The sequence below is a fragment of the Paenibacillus sp. MMS18-CY102 genome (assembly GCF_009789195.1).
GTDB lineage: Bacteria > Bacillota > Bacilli > Paenibacillales > Paenibacillaceae > Paenibacillus_T.
On the sequence record NZ_WSTC01000006.1, the window covers coordinates 161,237 to 178,503 of the forward strand.

The window sequence follows — 17,267 nt, forward strand, 5'->3', positions numbered from 1 at the left end:
GTAGCTGTTTTACTAGTTATACTTGGACAATGTTAAGTTCACATTATGTAGACTTGAATGTATTGTAAAAGCGAATCAATCTCGCGCCATATGTCCTAATCACGATGTTTCTTTCATATAGTGAGAGGAAGGAGCGTGATCGTAATATGGATGCGTCTGTCAAACGGTATTACCAATTAAAACAGAAGCAGCGGGAAATCGAGCAGGAGCTGGCGGAGCTGCGCACGGCAATTATTGGCTATTGCGATGAGCAGGGCTTGTCTGATTGGGAGGCAGGCAACTATCGAGTGAAGGTCGTCTTGCAAGAACGCAAGGAATACGAAGACAGCAAGCTATTAGAGGCGCTTCCTGATCTAGAAGTGTGGAGAATGCTGTCAAAGCCGGATTCTGCGCGCATCGCGAGCCTCATTAAGCTGAATGTCATCACGGAAGAGAAGATTAAGGACACTTACTCCGTTAAGAAAATTAAGCTGCTGCAGGTCGACAAACGGTAAGCGTTTGCGCGATTAACGAAAAATTTCACAAATATACGCGGGATAACGTCCCATTTGCTGTACATATTGAATAGACTGCTGTATAGTTCATCATACTTGGATAAAGAACGACTTTTACCTTATTGGTGGTTCGTTATTAATGGAGTGGTGAGTGAAGGATGGCGAAGGGCAAGGGCGGAACAGGCAGAGGGACGGATAAGAAAGGCTGGAATCGTTGGCAGGCAAGTGCCAAGCGAGCCCAGAACGCTCCGAAGCCATACACGAGCAAAGGCACCAAAAAAGTAAATGCGACGGCAACCAAGCCTTCGACGTAATGTAACACGATCTCATTCGGATAAAAAGCAAAGGAAGTGGTCATCTGAGAAAGCATAAGCCAATGTCGTTTGACGACCTGCTTAAGGAACTGCAAGGTCAGAAAACGGTGCAAGAAGGTCAAATATCATTGAAAGACCTGTTCAACGACCGATTCATGGGCAAGTACTCCACTTGCAAGAGCATGGAGGAGTTTCTGGAGAAGGGTAACTTCCAAGTCGATACCCTCGATGAAATGAACAACATCCACGACGAGCTGCTGGATCGGCATGTCGCGCGTGAAACGGATTTTACGGATTGGAAAGCAATGCTCAGCAAAGCCAATTCGGAATTCGCAGCGCAATAACCACCGCCAGTTCAACCGAAAAGACTCAAGCCCCATCACGAGAGGCTCGAGTCTTATTTGTTTTGCTATTAATAGAACATGCCTTTGTTCCAGCCATGATTCTTTTTGCTCTTTTTGTACACGCTCTTTGAAATATTTTTCTTAACCGCCGATTGCCCGCCTTGCTCATCATTTTTCTTGCCCGCGATGCCGCTGCGGCCGTTGCCATTAGCGAAGTTCGCTTGTTTATTGAAGCTGCGGCTGCCGTTAATCGCGTTTTGGCCGCCTTGGTTGGCGTTCGCGCCGACATTCTTAAGAATCTGGCCGCCGCCCTCTGCCCGCTGGTTAATCGTGTTGTGAATGATGTTGCCGTGAACGATCGTAATGTAGATGGTGCCTTTGCCCATTCGTAATCTCTCTCCCATTCTCTTAACGCTTGATTGGTTGATGCTCTACTATATGAATTGACCGCGAATTGCGAGTATACAAGTGTACCCTGTCTATCAACCATTTTGAGATTGGAAGGAGGGGGATAGTTGAAGAAACGGTATCTAATGATTTTGCAGCTAATCGTTATGCTTGTTGTGGGTTGCAGCCATCCGGACAGAAGCGTTGTTCTTTCTTCAGAGAAACTAGGGGGAATCTCGCTTGATGACCGTTTTGCAGATACAGATACAGATATAGAGAAACGCCAAAGCATCGATGGGGTGGTCATGTATCGCTGCAACAATGGGTTGAAAGTAGGCGTAGATAACCGAAATGAAATTCAGTGGGTTGAGCTAAGCGCGGGTGCAGGGAAAGAACTGTCTACAGCAAAAGGCATCAAGATCAATGCAACCAAATCTTCACTTACACAGTCCTACGGGGCACCAACCGGCAAAAGGCATGAGCAAGGTGCGGAGATTTATGTCTATGCAGATAAGCAGAATGCAATAAAATTAGAGTTTTGGAGTGTTGATCAGCATATCCATATGATTCGGTTGATGCGAGAATAAAGCTGCTGATATTGACATTGAAAAATGGGATATGTTATATAATCAAGTAGGGAGTTGGCACTCAACTTGATGGAGTGCTAACAAGAAAGCCTTTTACTTATTCGAAAGGGGATTAACCATGACCAAAATGCAGTTCAAAGCCGAATCAAAACGATTGCTCGAAATGATGATCAACTCGATCTACACGCAGCGGGAAATTTTTCTCCGCGAGCTGATTTCGAACGCTAGCGATGCCATCGATAAAATATACTACAAAGCGCTGACGGACGATCAGCTTGTTTTTAACCAAGACGATTACTTTATCAAAGTGACGGCGGACCAATCTGCGCGTACCTTGACGCTTACCGATACAGGCATCGGCATGACGCAGGAAGAGCTGGAGAACAATCTGGGCGTCATCGCCAAGAGCGGCTCGCTTGCGTTCAAGAACGAGAACGAGCGCCAAGATGGACACAACATTATCGGCCAATTCGGCGTAGGCTTCTACTCCGCCTTCATGGTCGCTGACCGCATTATTGTACGCAGCCGCGCGCTGGGCAGCACGGAGGCGTTCCAATGGGAATCCGAAGGCGCAGATGGGTATACGATTACGCCTTGTGAGAAGGACGCAGTCGGTACTGAGATCGTGATGCACATCAAGCCGAACACGGAGGACGACCAATACGATGAGTTTTTGGAGCCTTACCGCCTGAAAGCAATCATCAAGAAGTACTCCGACTTCATCCGTTATCCGATCCGCATGGACTTCAAAACGCAGCGCCCATTGGAAGGCAGCGAGAACGAGTTCGAGGAAGTGCTCGAAGAGCAGACGGTCAACAGCATGGTGCCGATCTGGCGCAAAAACAAAAGCGAGCTGACGCCGGAGGATTACGAGAATTTCTACTTCGAGAAGCGTTATGGCTTCGACAAGCCGCTTAAGCATGTTCATATTAGCGCTGACGGCGCAGTCGTCTACAATGCGATCCTATTCATTCCAGAACGTACGCCGTTCGACTATTACACGAAGGAGTACGAGAAAGGCCTGGAGCTCTACTCCAACGGCGTCCTCATTATGGACAAGTGTGCTGACCTGCTGCCGGACTACTTCAGCTTCGTGAAGGGCATGGTCGATTCCGAGGACTTGTCGCTGAACATCTCGCGCGAGCTGCTGCAGCATGACCGCCAGCTGACGCTGATTGCGAAGAACATCAAGAACAAGATCAAAGGCCAACTGCAAAGCTTGCTCAAGGACGAGCGTGACAACTACGAGAAGTTCTACGAGTCATTCGGCCGCCAGCTGAAGTTCGGCGTATACGGCGAATTCGGCGCGAACAAGGATGTGCTGCAGGATCTGCTCTTGTTCTCCTCCTCCAAAGAGAAAAAGCTGGTCACGCTCGACGAGTACGTATCGCGCATGCCAGAAGACCAGAAGTATATCTACTATGCATCAGGCGAATCGATCGACCGCATCGAGAAGCTGCCACAGACCGAGATGGTATTGGACAAAGGGTACGAGATCTTGTACTTCACTGACGATATCGACGAATTCGCAATCAAGTCGCTCATTAGCTACAAGGAGAAGTCGTTCAAGTCCGTATCGAGCGGCGATCTGGGCATCGAGCCGGATGAGAAAGATAAGGAGACAGAGGCTGAACAGAATGAAAGCAAAGAGCTGTTTGAGCAAATGTCTTCGATTCTCAGCGGCAAAGTGAAGAGCGTTCGCGCATCCAAGCGCCTGAAGTCGCATCCGGTCTGCTTGTCGACGGAAGGCGAGCTCACAATCGAGATGGAAAAAATCTTGAAGGCGATGCCGAACGGCCAAGACGTGCAAGCCGACAAGGTGCTGGAAATTAACGTGAACCATGAGGTATACCAGACACTGAAGGCCGCGCAAGCGGGTGACGCGGACAAGCTGAGCCTGTACACGAACCTGCTGTACAACCAAGCCTTGCTGATCGAGGGCTTGCCGATCCAAGATCCGGTGGCGTTCACGAACGATATTTGTAAAGTGATGGTGTAAGAGAACGAACGAACAAAGGGCGATCCCAACGGCCATCTATCGATGGCTGGGGTCGCCCTTTGTTGTGCTTATAATTTGGAAAACAGGCCGTTGACTGCATCTAAATAACAGGTCAATATAAAAAAATAGTCATTGGAAGAAGGAGGGAATAACATGTCCGAAATAATGGAGCGGCTGAATGCAATGGGCATCACATTGCCGGAGGCTAGCGGTCCAGCCGCCCGATATGCCAACTATGTGCAGGTGAACAGCCTATTATTCGTATCTGGCAAAGGGCCGGCAGGGAGTCCGAAAGGCAAGCTAGGCAGCGATTTTACGGTGGAAGAAGGGTATCACTATGCAAGGCAGGCGGGCATTGAGGTGCTCGCTGTTGTGAGGGATGCATTAGGGTCACTGGATAAAGTCAAGCGAGTGGTGAAGATTCAAGGCTTCGTAAACGCGGAGCCAGCTTTTGAGGAACATCATAAAGTGCTTAATGGGTGTTCGGATTTGATGATTGAAGCATTTGGCGAACGAGGGATTCATGCCAGATCGGTGCTGGGGGCAGTGTCGGTGAGGGACAACCTGCCCATCATTATTGATTCGATTTTCGAGGTGGAGGGGCAGGAATGCTAGTTAGTCAGAACTTTGCCCATTACGTACCAGTAGTCCGTTTCATCCGGGTAGGCGTGTAAGGACAACACGTTATAATCTAGCTTTTTATAATAAGCTACGTTAGCCGGGATCGACAGACGAACCTCAAGCCTCGTTTGTACGACCCCTAGCTGCCTAGCGTGGTTCTCGATATAAGCGACCATTTGTTTTGCAATGCCACTTCCTCGGTGGGTAGGAAGCACAGATACTCTCCCAATATACACATAGTCTTCGTGAATGAAGAATTGGGCCGAGCCTACAGCAGCGTTCCCATCCTGTGCAAGAATGGCGCCGCCATTAGCTTCGATTTTGCTCGAAATATCCTCGATCGTTTCCGACAGCGCGCCAGAAGGAGGCGTTAACTTACCACGGTATTCTTCAAAAGCTTGGCGCATGATCGCATGCACGGTTGGGAGCTCGGATGGCGAGGCTGGCCGAAGTGATATTTCCATAGGGTAGCTCCTTTAATGGCGTGGTTACTTTTTACCAGAATATAGGACGGAAATTGACGGTTGTCAATAGATAGCGAAAAGCGGGAAACATATAATAAATAGAGAACTCACAAATAGGTGGGTTCTTTATTTATTTTTTGATGAGTTAGAAGTGCGAAGTTTAGGGAAATTTTAGTATCATTTTTGTGCATTCATCTTGTATACTCGTTATTAAGGAAAATAAAGGTTGGATAATCATATAGTGATTTAACTTGTTTTAGAGAGAGGTAATTGGGGGATGTTGAACAAAACCGTAGCGCTCATGCTTATCTTGAGCTTGTTGTTGACTGTAACTGCATGTACAAATGAGAGAAACGAGGATTTTACTCAAAATAGTGACACCCCGAGCACAGCAGCTGCAAAAGGTTCAGCACATGTGATGAAGCGGTCGGAAGTATTGCCTCTGAGATTGAAGGCAAATGAGGCAGAATATACAATCTTCGATTCTGGCGAGGCGTTTACTTGTAACGGCAAGCAAAGTCTGGCCAAGAAAGAAGAGGGGCAATTCGACCTGTATTATATGTGTGATCCATATCATACACATGAGCTGCTAGTGAAAGAACTGGCTAAAGCAATGTCCAAAGCGCAAGCAGAGAAAATGATCCAGATCCAAATTGGCGCTGCGACGCTTGCAGAATTAAATGGACGAATGGCAGCCGCTCCTTTTGAAGGAACAGACGCGGAGGATTGGCCATCCGCGGAAATTATACATTTTGAAGCGGAAGACGGCAAGGCTGAGGTTGATTTCCGAGTATGGGATTATTCAGAGGATACATGGTACGGATTTCATGGTGTTTATGTGTATGAGGATGATGCCTGGAAAGAAGATCAATTAGAGCCAACTGAGTACGATAATGCAGCAGATAGCCAAGATCCGAAGCAAATGGAAAAGGTAGCTGCAAGAATATGCGAAGTGATGACAGACAGTGATGAACTGGATGATGTGGTAGAGCGGTATACGGCCGCTTTTGAAAAGCACGGCGTACAGAATGAGTCTGAAGTCAATGAGAAGATAGCGGATTGTTTCCGAGAGGCGAGAGCGGAGCTAACACCAAAGGATAAAGAACGAAGTGGCCGGGCAGATCAGTTGAATGAGCTTATGAATCACATTGTCGGCACATCCTCCACGATCGCGTTTGTGAAAAGCGGCGGGGGGTATATGTATTTCGATGAAAGTAAGTATTTCGCAACATTCAATCCGTTCTATGTCTATCGCTATCTGACACTTCTATCAAGCGGGAACAATAAGAAGGATGCTGCGGGCTATGACAAGATCACGAAGGAACTTCGGGACTATGCTGAGAAGTTAACGCGGGACAGGTCGGAGCAGCAGCTGTATGATAACTCGATTTCCCAAGAAGCGTATCAGGAAGCATTAGACCGTCTTGGGCAAGAACTGGAATCATTGATCAGCCTATTAAAGACGAAGGATCAAGCGGCTGTTTATTTATTAAATCAAGTCGTCATGTTGGATGTAACGAGTGAAGATTCAGAAGTTGTTGAACCTGCTGCTACTGAAGAGCAGATTAACGCATCGCTTTGCGATAGCAAGACGCTGACGAGCGTTGATCTAAACACAGTAGATGACCGCTATGAGAAAGCCTATGAAGCGAACGGACTCGACTTATCAGACAGGGGCCGTGACCGCATGTCTGAGCAGATCGGAGCTTGCTTCACTAGAGAGACTTTCGTATTGCTTCAAAATAATCGAGAACTTACAAGTAAAGTGAAGGCCCTCGATAGCTTACTCGATGATATCGCCTCTTCGGGAACTGAGCTTGATGCCATTATGAATGGTGGCGGATCGATGTTTGCGCATTTCGGTGCATACGCAAAAGAGGCTAATAAATTTTCTATTTACCGGTATGCCAATCTCGTGTTGCAATTGGATAATAGGCCGCAAGCGAAGGTAGATGAGACGTATGATGAGAAGGTGGCGTTAATTCGCAAGCAACTGACGAAGCTCGGGGCTGGCCAACCGAAATCGAATGGCGAGATGATTCAGAGCAAGCCAGAAGAATACCAAGCATTCTTCAATCAATTGAATAAGGCAGTTGAGGCTTTCCTTAATCAGCTAGAGGACAGAGATACTGCTTCTATATTGTTGCTAGACAGAGTATTAGAGAAAATCGACAATATCGATTTTCTTTAAACGATAAACAAACATAACAGGGGGATTTTTTTCAATGGGCAAGAATGGATTCGTACTGCCAGTGATAGGCGCGTTAGCAGCAGCAATTATCGGAGGCGGGCTTTGGGCAGCCATTGCCGTATGGACTGACTACGAGCTTGGTTTGATTGCTTGGGTAATCGGAGGCATGGCGGGTTATGCGGTGTCGTATCTGTCAGGAGGACTTGCAACTCAAGCGCATCGCGCCATCGCGGTAATCGCGAGCCTAATTGGCATTGTGTTGGGCAAATACTTCTTGTTCAGCTACGTCATTAACGATGGCATGAGCGGAATGTTCAACAGTGAGCTTATTACGCTGTTCCGTGAAAACTTCAGCGAATTTTTCCAAGGCATGGATATCGTGTTCGTTGTGCTGGCAATCGTGACGGCTTGGCAAATTCCAGGCCGCCTGAATGCCCGCAGAGAGCAAGAGCAATCGGTAACGCCGCAATAACATCCAAATAAAAAGATGGTTCCTGCACATGCAGGAGCCATCTTTTTATTTTCGACTCGTATAAAGCATTTCATCTAGGAAAAACTACAGCATGCTTTCCTGTTGTTTAATGTTTCCGCTTATGGAAATGCGATCATAATGCAATGGCCATATGTGCAGCTCTAGCCCTTATATTACCGCGCCGCCGGCTTCTTCCGTGCTCTCGCCTGCTGCACGAGCTTGATCACCCGCTTCCGATTGATGATATACCAGATGATCAGCGGCGTCAGCATATTTAAGCCCAGAACAACTCCGACGAAGGACCACATAAACCAACTGGTATTGACGACTTTCATATAGATCCAAGAATGGTACAGGTCCACGTTGAACGCTCCTTATGCATGCAATTGCTGCTTATTGTAAACATGGAATATTTATCTTATCCACGACAACGGAGGAATGGCGGATGGCAACTGTAACAGCGGCGGAACAGCAGGCAATGCTGCAAAGCCGGCTTACTGCGAAATTAACGGACAATGCATCCGTCATCGACAAGCTTTTGGGCGGAAGCGTGGATATTCTGAAGCGCGACTTTATGTTCTGCGGACAGGCAGACCATCCCGGCATTTGTTATTACACCGACGGAATGGCAGATACAACAATTATAGATGAGAGTTTAAAATCGCTGCTGTTATACGGCTTTGATTTGAGCACGGACCCCAAATCCATGCCGACGGCAGACGCGGTTCGTACGCAGCTGCTCGTTAACGCGGCGGTGAAGACATGCAGCAGTGTAAAGGATGCGATAGTGGCTATCGTATCCGGTGATACCGTAATTGTCATCGAAGGAATCGAGCAGGGGCTGATTGTGAGCTCCAGAGGCTGGAAGGACCGGAGCGTGGAGGAGCCTTCCTCTGAAAATAACGTTCGCGGCCCGCGAGATGGCTTCGGCGAAAGCATTCGAACGAATACGGCGCATGTGCGCAGGCGAATCAAGGACCCGCAGCTTCGGTTCGATGCCATGGTAGTCGGTACACGGTCGCAGACGGACATAAACATTGCGTACATCGCGGATTTGGTGAAGGTAGGGCTAGTCGAGGAAGTGAAGGAGCGGCTTGGCCGCATTAGCATCGATGCGATTTTGGAGAGCGGCTATATTGAGGAATTGATCGAAGATTCGCCCCTGTCCCCGTTCAACACGGTGCAGAGCACCGAGCGGCCGGATAAAGTCGCGTCGGCGCTGCTCGAAGGCAGGGTCGCGATATTTATCGATAATACGCCTGTCGTGTTGATTGTACCGACGTACTTCTGGCAGTTCATACAAGCGCCCGACGATTATTACAACCGGTATTGGGTCGGCACGTTTTTCCGGTTTGTTCGCTATATCGCCTTTTTCATCAGCCTGATTCTGCCCTCCGTGTATGTCATGCTGATTTCGTTCCATCAGGAAATGATTCCGACATCGCTCGCGCTGACGATAGCTTCGGGGCGGGAAGTCGTGCCGTTCCCCGTATTGCTGGAGGCGCTCATCATGGAATTAGCGTTCGAGCTTATGCGCGAAGCGGGGCTGCGGATGCCGAAGCCGATCGGACAAGCGGTCAGCATCGTAGGCTCGCTCATTATCGGGCAAGCAGCGGTACAGGCTGGATTAATCTCGCCCTTCATGGTCATCGTCGTGGCGATTACGGGGCTTTCTTCCTTCGCGATTCCAAGCTACTCCTCGTCGCTGGCGATTCGCATTGTTCGGTTCCCGATTCTAATCGCTTCAGGGACGCTTGGGCTGCCGGGCTTTGCTACCGTATTTTTTGTTCTTATGCTGCATGCGCTGTCCATCCGTTCGTTCGGGGAACCTTATCTGGCGCCGGCAAGCCCGTTCCTTCAGAGTGACCAACGCGATATGCTGCTGCGATTGCCGATGTGGATGATGAGTGATCGGCCAAGCTTTGCCCAGGATATCCAGCGGATGGGCGATCAACAAAAACCGGACCCGTCAAAGGAATGAAGTTAATGAAACGAGCAATAGGCGTATCGCTTGCCCTGCTGTGCTTACTTACCTTGACGTCTTGTTATGGGCTGCGCCAAATTAATGAGCTAGCCATTGTAACGGCTGTCGGGCTGGACTTAGGCGAGAAGCCGGATACGATTCGAGTGTCCGTTCAGATCATTCGCCCTGCTGATGCGCGGGGGCAGACAGGCGCTCCGTCCGGGGGAACCGGCGAACCGATCTATTCTGTTAGTGCAGAAGGGAAGTCGATATTTGAAGCGATTCGCAATCTAGGGCAGTTTACTTCCAGGCGTGTTTATTGGGCGCACAATTTTGTAATTGTCATGCACGAGGATTATGCGAAGAAGGGCATTACAGACATGGTGGACTTCTTCACCCGTAACCATGAATTGCGGATGAACACATGGGTTGCGGTAACGCCGGATAGCCCGGCAGAGGTGATTTCGACAATTACGGGGCTGGAGGTCGTCCCCGGCGAGGCCGTCGATCGGCTGTTCCGGGATAATGAAATTATTGGCCTAGCGCCGGGCAGCAATATGATGAGCTTGGAGGAAACGTTTCTCAGCCGCTCGATCCAATCGGTACTGGCGAAGGTTTCGTTGAAGCCTAGGGGCATTTCGAACAAGAAGCCTGGCGAGCATGGCTCCATTAAGCAAGTGGATTTGGCAGGGGCTGCTGTGTTCCAGAGAGACCGAATGGTCGGGTGGCTCACTCCGAAGGATGCGAGAGGCTTGTTATTCTTTATTCAAAATCTCGAATCAGGCATTCAAGTGCTGTCATGCCCGAACCGTGACGCGAACGTAACGGCAGAATTTCGGCATGCGAAGACGAAAGTGAAAGCGATCTATCGCAACGGGGAGCTGGCTTTTGATGTGCAGGTGAAGACTGACGCAGACATCGTGGAGAGCGGCTGCGACATCCCGATTAGTGAAATTCGTTCGGATCTAACGAAGCAGCTGGAGAAGCATTTGAAGAAGGGGCTGGAAGACGTCGTTGATAAATCCCAGCATACGTATCGCTCTGACTTCCTGAAGCTTGGGGACGTGTTCCGGAATGAGTACCCGAGGGAGTGGCATAAGCTGTCCGCCAAGTGGGAGCAAGTTTACGCTGATGCGAAGGTGAATGTCACGGTTAAGGCAGATATTACGAGCACCGTGCTGAAAGCGGCGGGAAGAGGGGTCAAATGAAATGAAGATTCAAATTTCAAATGGCATGTATGTAGCCCTGATCATTAATGTCGTGTTCGCCAAAGCAATCGGTGTGACGCAAGGCGTTATTGCGCGAAATGTCGGGCAGGACATGTGGATTGCCACACTTCTCGCGACGTTGCAAGGCGCTGTCATGATTTACCTCACTTATTTGGTCATACGTCGAACGTCCCACCGCGATTTTATCGCTACGGGTGAACTACTATTAGGGCGATGGTTTGGCAAAATCGTGGCAGTGCTCGTCTTTGTATTTTTCCTCGGGGCGTTCGCGCCGATTATGATTACATTCGTCTACCATTTGCAGGAGTATTTCTTGCCAAATGCCCCTGTGTCTTTATTTATCATCTTGGCGCTGTTTGTCGGTTCTATTGGGTGCTATTACGGGCTGGAAGTGATGGCGCGAACGGCATTGTTCGGCGTGATGTTTATTTATTTGCTGAACGGCCTCATCTTAGCGGGCTCCATTCATGAGTTCGATATTAAAAACCTGCTGCCTGTATTAGAATCAGGGTTTGTCAAAACCTTTGAATCCAGCGTAGCATTCGATGCGGATTGGGCAATCGCGACGATGACGGCGAGCCTGCTCTTGCCGTTCGTGAAGGACGTGAAGAAGCACGGTGGCAAGCTTAGCGTGACAGCGATTGTGACAACGGGGATGCTCGTCATTAGCTGGTCGATTCTTGAAGGGGCCGTTTTGTCCGCAGAAGTGACCGGCAACTATACCGTCTCTTGCATGAAGCTGGCGCGAAATGCGCATATCGGAACGTTTTTGCAGCGGTATGAGATGGTGATGATCGCGTTTTATTCCGTTTCTGCACTCGTGCAAGTCATGATGTGCGTATACGGTTCATCGACGGCAGCAGCCCGTCTGTTCGGCCTGAAAAGCAGCAAATGGATGATTATTCCGGTATCAGCCATCCTTGGCGTGTTTAGCGACTGGATCGTCAGGGACCATTTTCGCGCGATGGATTATTTGGAGCAGTATTGGCCTATGATTGCGTTGCCGATTGCAGCGGGGCTGCCTCTACTGTTGTTGATTTTGCAAGGCTTGCTCCGCAAGAAGCTTGATTCGGCGATGAGCAAGCAGGGGGTGTGATGCTTCTTGGGCATATGCGCACTTAACCCCATATTCCTAAGATGATAATACCGGCTGTAATCGCCGTAGAGGCAAACAAGCGTCGGGCGCCTTGCTGTTCCCGCAAGATGAAAATGCCCATTATCGTGCCGAATACCGTTCCGATTTCCCGAATCGGCGCCAGTTGCGCGACAGGAGCAAGTTTTAGGGCGAACAGAAATAGGAGGTAACCGGCCGGGGCAAGCAGCCCGCCTAACAGAATGATTGGCCAGTTTGAGCGAAGCTCCCGCCCCATCTCCCGCGAACGAAAAGCAGCCCAGGACAGGACGAGCAAATTGGCTGCATTCGTCGATTCATTCAGGACGACAGCCGGAACCTCGCTTAGCACGAGTTTATCGATGACAATATAAGCTGCGATGCAGATGCCGACGGCTAATGCCAGTAGAGGCGCCTTCAATGAGGTGACCCTGAGGCTTCTCAGCGAGATGTTGCTCACGGATACGATGCCGCCTACGATGATCATAATGCCAAGCCAGCCGATGATGGATAGTGATTCATCAAGCAAGGTAACGCCTAGCAATGGCACGAGCAGGGGGCTGATTCCCCGCATGATCGGATACACCTGCGACAAGTCGCCTATGGAATAGACGGCTGCGAGCAGTTGAATATAGAGCGCGTGCAGGAGCAGCGACGCCGCGATGAGCCACCAGCCTGTAGATGTAATGGCATGGCTGGGCCACACCATAATCGTCCATGGCAGGAAGATAAGCAGCGCGGTTAGCTGGGTAAACCATAGGAACACCGTTTTGTTCATGCTTCGTTTGGTATACAGGTTCCAGATGGAATGAAGGAATCCAGAGCTGATTACAAGGAGCATTGCCGCACTATACACAGGACCACCTAACCTTTTCCAATAAAAGTGTGTCTACTATTCTACCATAATTGACAGAAGTGGACGCCGTTCGGCGAATCTGCCTTCCTTTTGTAATCCGATCTCCCTGCGTGATAAGATCAATAACAAAAGCAGAAAGCGCACAAGCGTTAACGGATGCATGCAAGGAGAGGGAAACGGATGGCGACAACGCGGTTAGTCTTTTTTGTAGGGGGAGCGGGCGCTGGCAAAACAACGCTGGCCAAGGCGTTAGCTAGACGCCGGAAGATGGCGGTGCTCGACATGGACACACTGCTGCGGCCAGCGGCGGATGCGTTAATGGCGAATGCGGGGCTTGATCCGAGTGACCGCGATTCCGATGCTTATAAGCGGCTATGCCGCGATCTTGGCTATCGCATCACGATGGATGCAGCGCTAGAGAACGTGGGCAATGGCATCGATGCTGTCGTGATTGGGCCTTTTACGAAAGAAATAGCAGACCCGAAGTGGCTCGATCAGGAGCTGGCGAAGCTTGGGGAAGCGCGGCTTACAGTCGAGGTGAAGGCGATCTTCGTATACTTGCCTGATCACCAGCATCACTATGAACGGATACATGAGCGTGGACTGGCAATGGACCGCTATAAGCTGGACCATTGGGAAGCGTTCAGCCAGTCGCTTATTCGGCGGGAGATCGATTGGGATTTGCCGGATAATGCAGTTCTCTACTATAACAATTCGAAGCCGATTAGTGAGCAAACGCTAGTGTTGCTCGAACAGTTTGTTTATGGCACGAAGGGCGAGAAAGAGGCGGCGAAGCACGCGGATTTAGCAAATGCAGGCGATGCACCGGATGCAGGGGCAGGAACGCCATGAAGAAGCTGGAGCTAACGCAAACCGCGATTAAGCGATTGTGCGGGACGCTGTCGTATAACAAGGGCGAGGCGTTTCGCCGTGGAGGCAAGGTGAGCTTCACGCATGTAGATGGCAAGCGCCCGTTATATGAAGCGACCGTCGCTGCAGCTGAACCATATACGGTTGCCGTAACGCTCGATGGAGCAGGAGAAGTAGCTGCGCGCTGCAGCTGCCCGTCGCTATCCTCGTATGACAGCTATTGCAGCCATATTGCAGCTGTGCTGCTGGAAATTATGCTGCATGAAGCAGGCGCAACGGCGGGAGCGCCCGGCAGGCAGGCTCCTATTCAGGTCGAACGGCAGGAGGCAGCGCCTCAATCAGTAGCGGGCCACCGCAATGGGCGGGAGCGCACCGCGGCGGAGGACACTCGGCTGACGAACGAAATGCTCTCCTTGTTCGGCGGAAAGCCGAAGCGGCCAAGCGGAACGAGAACAGCTTTCGATACGCGTGAGCCACTTGAGGCGGCGTTTACATTAAGCCCCTTTCGTTATCGGGCGGACGCTTTGATGTTTGGCATTGAGCTGAAAGTGGGGCCGCAGCCGAAACGATTGTACATTGTGCAGAAGCTGCATGAATTTCTCGATGCGGTGCAACGCAGGGAATCTTATCGATTTTCGAAACATTTTACTTATGATCCAGAGCAACATCGTTTCCCTGTTGAGCAAGACAAGGTGCTGCAAGCGCTGATTCGAATCAGCCAAGGGGAGAAGCTGTACAGCTCCTCCTCGCAGCCAAACTATGCTTATGCCTCACAATCTGCCGGCGATCGCATGCTGCTCATCCCGCCGGAGGGGTGGAAGGCAATCGCGCCATTGCTGGAGCAATTGCCGAGCATGCAGCTTGCCCAACAGGATGGGAGCCTCTATGAAGGTGAAATCCGGCTAGTAGACGAGCCGTTGCCGCTCCAATTTTATTTTGAGGAAATGGGAGATGTGCCGGACAGCTGCCAGCTGCGCATAGAAGGGCTGGATAAGTTGCTCCTAATGGATGCTTACGGCGTAGCGATGTCCTCTAATGGGAAGCTCCTTAAGGTTGCGGCGGCGCAATCGGGCCAACTGGCACAACTGCAACAACTGCTTGCGCAGGCGCCGGAGCAGCGTTTTCTTGTATCTCCGGACCAAATGGAGACGTTCATCGAGCGCGTCGTGCCTGGGCTGATGAAGCTTGGCAGCGTACAGATTACGAAGGATGTCTCCGAGCGTGTCGTCCAAGCCCCGCTGAAGGCGAAGCTATATCTCGACCGTGTGCGGGACAGGCTGCTTGCCGCGCTTGAATTTCATTACGGGGACATCGTGATTCATCCGTTGGAGGGAAGCGGCGGGGCGCGAGGCGGGGCTGATCGTATTCTAGTAAGGGACGGGGATCGTGAGGAACGGATTCTAGCGCTAATGGAGCAGGCGGATTGCATGCAAACCGAGGGCGGTTATTTGCTTAGCGGAGATGATGCGGAGTACGATTTCCTCTACCATATCGTGCCGAAGCTGGAGGAGCTGTTAGACGTATATGCGACCTCGGCTGTGAAGACGAGAATGGTTGGAACGGTAACGCCAACGGTTAAAGCAGATGTGGATGAGCGGACGGACTGGCTCGAATTCCGCTTTGAGATGGACGGCATTCCAGAGAAAGAGATTAAGCGTGTGCTGCAGGCCGTTGAGGAGCAGCGCCGGTTTTACCGGCTGCCCGATGGTGCGCTGATGCCGCTAGAGAGTGAGGAATTCATCGAAATTGCCCGCCTGATGAACGATCTTGGCGTTCGCTATTCAGAGGTCAGGGGAGCGGGGTTCCGGGTTCCTGGCATCCGCAGCCTGCGATTAATGGACATTGACCAAGAGAGCCGGACGGTGAAGCTTGGGCGTTCCTTGCGCCAGCTGCTGCACAATATGCGCCACCCAGACAGCTTGAACTTCCCGGTGCCTGATTCTCTGGCCGCCGTGCTGCGCGATTACCAGACGCTCGGCTACCAGTGGATGAAGACGCTAGCGTACTACCAGTTCGGCGGCATTCTAGCAGATGATATGGGCCTTGGCAAAACCGTCCAGAGCATTGCATTCCTCGTCTCCGTCCTGCCGGAAATTAGGGAACAAGGATTGCGGGCGCTCATCGTTTGCCCAGCTTCGCTGATTTACAACTGGCAGCATGAGCTGCAGCGGTTTGCCCCGGAGATTCGCGCGGCGATTGCCGCAGGCGACCCGGCTGAGCGAGAGAGCTTAATGTCATCTACGGACGTTGACGTCGTGATCACGTCATATCCGCTGCTCCGCCGCGACATCAAGTCTTATATGAAGCATGCGTTCCATACGCTTATTTTGGACGAAGCGCAATATTTCAAAAACTACGCAACCCAAACCGCGCAAGCGGTCAAAGCAATTCAAGCCCAGCACCGATTCGCCCTTACTGGAACGCCAGTGGAGAATCGACTGGAGGAGCTGTGGTCGATCTATAGCGCCGTATTCCCGGAGCTGTTCCCAAGCCGCCAAGCCTTTTACGAGCTGACGCGGGAGACGGTCGCCCGCCGTGCCCGTCCTTTCCTGCTGCGCAGGCTGAAGAAGGATGTACTGAAGGAGCTGCCCGACAAGATCGAGACGCTGCAATCGTCCGAGCTGCTGCCGGAGCAGAAGAAGCTGTACACGGCGTACCTTGCTAAGCTGCGCCAGGAGACGCTTAAGCATTTGGATGAGGACGATTTTGGCCGCCAGCGGATCAAAATATTAGCGGGCATCACGCGCCTTCGCCAAATTTGCTGCCATCCCGGGTTGTTCGTCGAAGGCTATCGCGGCGGATCAGCGAAGCTGGAGCAGTTGCTCGACATTATCGAGGACTGCCGCGGCGCGGGCAAACGGATGCTGCTATTCTCGCAGTTTACCGGCATGCTCAGCATCATTCGTGAAGAGTTGGGCGTCCGCGGTGTGCCGCTCTTCTATCTGGACGGCAGCACGCCGCCCGCGGAACGGGCAACGTTATGCCAGAAGTTTAATGCGGGCGAGAAGGAGATTTTCCTTATTTCCTTGAAAGCAGGGGGAACAGGGCTTAATCTGACCGGTGCAGATACCGTCATCATGTACGATATGTGGTGGAACCCAGCCGTTGAGCAGCAGGCCGCCGACCGTGCGCATCGGATTGGGCAGAAAAATGTTGTACAGGTGATCCGTCTCGTTGCGCAAGGCACAGTAGAGGACAAGATGTACGCGCTTCAGGAGCGCAAAAAACAGCTAATTGATGAAGTTATTCAGCCCGGAGGCGAGCCGCTTGGCACGTTGACGGAGGCGGACATTCGAGACGTTCTACAACTATGAAAATATTTTCAGCCTTTTCCAATTGCGGAAAAGGTTTTTTGTTATTTTTTG

Annotated in this window: 17 protein-coding genes; 13 read left to right on the forward strand and 4 right to left on the reverse strand. The window is 50.8% G+C overall.

The window, feature by feature from the left end:
• Positions 1-146: 146 nt before the first annotated feature.
• From GON22_RS06465 to GON22_RS06475, 3 genes are all read left to right on the forward strand, one after another.
• Positions 147-494, forward strand: a complete 348-nt coding sequence (locus GON22_RS06465; RefSeq protein ID WP_160395286.1) for a hypothetical protein — start codon at positions 147-149, stop codon at positions 492-494.
• A 158-nt stretch (positions 495-652) separates the two neighbouring features.
• Positions 653-808 carry a DUF3934 family protein gene (locus GON22_RS06470; RefSeq protein WP_083814148.1) on the forward strand — a complete coding sequence of 52 codons (156 nt, stop codon included), beginning with the start codon at positions 653-655 and terminating at the stop codon, positions 806-808.
• A gap of 62 nt (positions 809-870) precedes the next feature.
• Positions 871-1,152, forward strand: a complete 282-nt coding sequence (locus GON22_RS06475) for a hypothetical protein (protein WP_160395287.1) — start codon at positions 871-873, stop codon at positions 1,150-1,152.
• 68 nt (positions 1,153-1,220) lie between these two features.
• Here the strand turns inward: GON22_RS06475 and GON22_RS06480 are convergent, their stop codons facing one another.
• Positions 1,221-1,538 carry a hypothetical protein gene (locus tag GON22_RS06480; RefSeq protein WP_160395288.1) on the reverse strand — a complete coding sequence of 106 codons (318 nt, stop codon included), beginning with the start codon at positions 1,536-1,538 and terminating at the stop codon, positions 1,221-1,223.
• A gap of 129 nt (positions 1,539-1,667) precedes the next feature.
• Between GON22_RS06480 and GON22_RS06485 the strand changes: the two genes are divergently transcribed.
• From GON22_RS06485 to GON22_RS06495, 3 genes are all read left to right on the forward strand, one after another.
• Positions 1,668-2,126, forward strand: a complete 459-nt coding sequence (locus tag GON22_RS06485) for a hypothetical protein (RefSeq protein ID WP_160395289.1) — start codon at positions 1,668-1,670, stop codon at positions 2,124-2,126.
• 118 nt (positions 2,127-2,244) lie between these two features.
• The gene (htpG, locus tag GON22_RS06490; RefSeq protein ID WP_160395290.1) at positions 2,245-4,125 is read left to right on the forward strand and encodes a molecular chaperone HtpG; all 1,881 of its coding nucleotides are present in this window, start codon (positions 2,245-2,247) and stop codon (positions 4,123-4,125) included.
• Positions 4,126-4,278: 153 nt separating this feature from the next.
• Positions 4,279-4,740, forward strand: coding sequence for a RidA family protein (locus tag GON22_RS06495; protein ID WP_160395291.1), 462 nt, complete (start codon positions 4,279-4,281; stop codon positions 4,738-4,740).
• Here the strand turns inward: GON22_RS06495 and GON22_RS06500 are convergent.
• Complete coding sequence (locus tag GON22_RS06500; protein WP_160395292.1) at positions 4,737-5,210, reverse strand: GNAT family N-acetyltransferase; 474 nt, start codon at positions 5,208-5,210, stop codon at positions 4,737-4,739. The two genes, GON22_RS06495 and GON22_RS06500, sit on opposite strands and share 4 nt — an antisense overlap.
• Positions 5,211-5,487: 277 nt before the next feature.
• On the opposite strand from GON22_RS06500, the gene GON22_RS06505 reads away from it, so the two are divergent.
• The gene (locus GON22_RS06505) at positions 5,488-7,401 is read left to right on the forward strand and encodes a hypothetical protein (RefSeq protein ID WP_160395293.1); all 1,914 of its coding nucleotides are present in this window, start codon (positions 5,488-5,490) and stop codon (positions 7,399-7,401) included.
• A gap of 34 nt (positions 7,402-7,435) precedes the next feature.
• Positions 7,436-7,873, forward strand: coding sequence for a hypothetical protein (locus GON22_RS06510; RefSeq protein ID WP_160395294.1), 438 nt, complete (start codon positions 7,436-7,438; stop codon positions 7,871-7,873).
• Between the two features lie 173 nt (positions 7,874-8,046).
• Here the strand turns inward: GON22_RS06510 and GON22_RS06515 are convergent, their stop codons facing one another.
• A complete protein-coding gene (locus GON22_RS06515; RefSeq protein WP_160395295.1) occupies positions 8,047-8,235 on the reverse strand; it encodes a hypothetical protein in 189 nt (62 codons plus the stop codon).
• Between the two features lie 83 nt (positions 8,236-8,318).
• Between GON22_RS06515 and GON22_RS06520 the strand changes: the two genes are divergently transcribed.
• The 3 genes from GON22_RS06520 to GON22_RS06530 are packed head-to-tail and all read left to right on the forward strand — an operon-like array spanning position 8,319 to position 12,161.
• Complete coding sequence (locus GON22_RS06520) at positions 8,319-9,854, forward strand: spore germination protein (protein ID WP_160395296.1); 1,536 nt, start codon at positions 8,319-8,321, stop codon at positions 9,852-9,854.
• A 5-nt stretch (positions 9,855-9,859) separates the two neighbouring features.
• A complete protein-coding gene (locus GON22_RS06525) occupies positions 9,860-11,044 on the forward strand; it encodes a Ger(x)C family spore germination protein (RefSeq protein ID WP_160395297.1) in 1,185 nt (394 codons plus the stop codon).
• A gap of 1 nt (position 11,045) precedes the next feature.
• Positions 11,046-12,161 carry a GerAB/ArcD/ProY family transporter gene (locus GON22_RS06530; protein WP_160395298.1) on the forward strand — a complete coding sequence of 372 codons (1,116 nt, stop codon included), beginning with the start codon at positions 11,046-11,048 and terminating at the stop codon, positions 12,159-12,161.
• 22 nt (positions 12,162-12,183) lie between these two features.
• Here the strand turns inward: GON22_RS06530 and GON22_RS26535 are convergent, their stop codons facing one another.
• Positions 12,184-13,032, reverse strand: coding sequence for an EamA family transporter (locus tag GON22_RS26535; RefSeq protein WP_160395299.1), 849 nt, complete (start codon positions 13,030-13,032; stop codon positions 12,184-12,186).
• A 180-nt stretch (positions 13,033-13,212) separates the two neighbouring features.
• On the opposite strand from GON22_RS26535, the gene GON22_RS06540 reads away from it, so the two are divergent.
• Positions 13,213-13,884, forward strand: coding sequence for an AAA family ATPase (locus GON22_RS06540; protein ID WP_160395300.1), 672 nt, complete (start codon positions 13,213-13,215; stop codon positions 13,882-13,884).
• Positions 13,881-17,216 carry a DEAD/DEAH box helicase gene (locus GON22_RS06545; RefSeq protein WP_160395301.1) on the forward strand — a complete coding sequence of 1,112 codons (3,336 nt, stop codon included), beginning with the start codon at positions 13,881-13,883 and terminating at the stop codon, positions 17,214-17,216. Before GON22_RS06540 ends, GON22_RS06545 begins: the two co-directional genes overlap by 4 nt.
• Positions 17,217-17,267: the final 51 nt, after the last annotated feature.

Excerpts from the sequence above, each read along its gene's own strand:
- GON22_RS06465 (WP_160395286.1), top strand. The coding sequence starts at position 147 with ATGGATGCGTCTGTCAAACGGTATTACCAATTAAAACAGAAGCAGCGG.
- GON22_RS06495 (WP_160395291.1), top strand. The coding sequence starts at position 4,279 with ATGTCCGAAATAATGGAGCGGCTGAATGCAATGGGCATCACATTGCCG.
- GON22_RS06525 (WP_160395297.1), top strand. The coding sequence starts at position 9,860 with ATGAAACGAGCAATAGGCGTATCGCTTGCCCTGCTGTGCTTACTTACC.
- GON22_RS06475 (WP_160395287.1), top strand. The coding sequence starts at position 871 with ATGTCGTTTGACGACCTGCTTAAGGAACTGCAAGGTCAGAAAACGGTG.
- GON22_RS06530 (WP_160395298.1), top strand. The coding sequence starts at position 11,046 with ATGAAGATTCAAATTTCAAATGGCATGTATGTAGCCCTGATCATTAAT.
- GON22_RS06510 (WP_160395294.1), top strand. The coding sequence starts at position 7,436 with ATGGGCAAGAATGGATTCGTACTGCCAGTGATAGGCGCGTTAGCAGCA.
- htpG (WP_160395290.1), top strand. The coding sequence starts at position 2,245 with ATGACCAAAATGCAGTTCAAAGCCGAATCAAAACGATTGCTCGAAATG.
- GON22_RS06540 (WP_160395300.1), top strand. The coding sequence starts at position 13,213 with ATGGCGACAACGCGGTTAGTCTTTTTTGTAGGGGGAGCGGGCGCTGGC.
- GON22_RS06470 (WP_083814148.1), top strand. The coding sequence starts at position 653 with ATGGCGAAGGGCAAGGGCGGAACAGGCAGAGGGACGGATAAGAAAGGC.
- GON22_RS06480 (WP_160395288.1), bottom strand. The coding sequence starts at position 1,538 with ATGGGCAAAGGCACCATCTACATTACGATCGTTCACGGCAACATCATT.
- GON22_RS06505 (WP_160395293.1), top strand. The coding sequence starts at position 5,488 with ATGTTGAACAAAACCGTAGCGCTCATGCTTATCTTGAGCTTGTTGTTG.
- GON22_RS06545 (WP_160395301.1), top strand. The coding sequence starts at position 13,881 with ATGAAGAAGCTGGAGCTAACGCAAACCGCGATTAAGCGATTGTGCGGG.
- GON22_RS06500 (WP_160395292.1), bottom strand. The coding sequence starts at position 5,210 with ATGGAAATATCACTTCGGCCAGCCTCGCCATCCGAGCTCCCAACCGTG.
- GON22_RS06520 (WP_160395296.1), top strand. The coding sequence starts at position 8,319 with ATGGCAACTGTAACAGCGGCGGAACAGCAGGCAATGCTGCAAAGCCGG.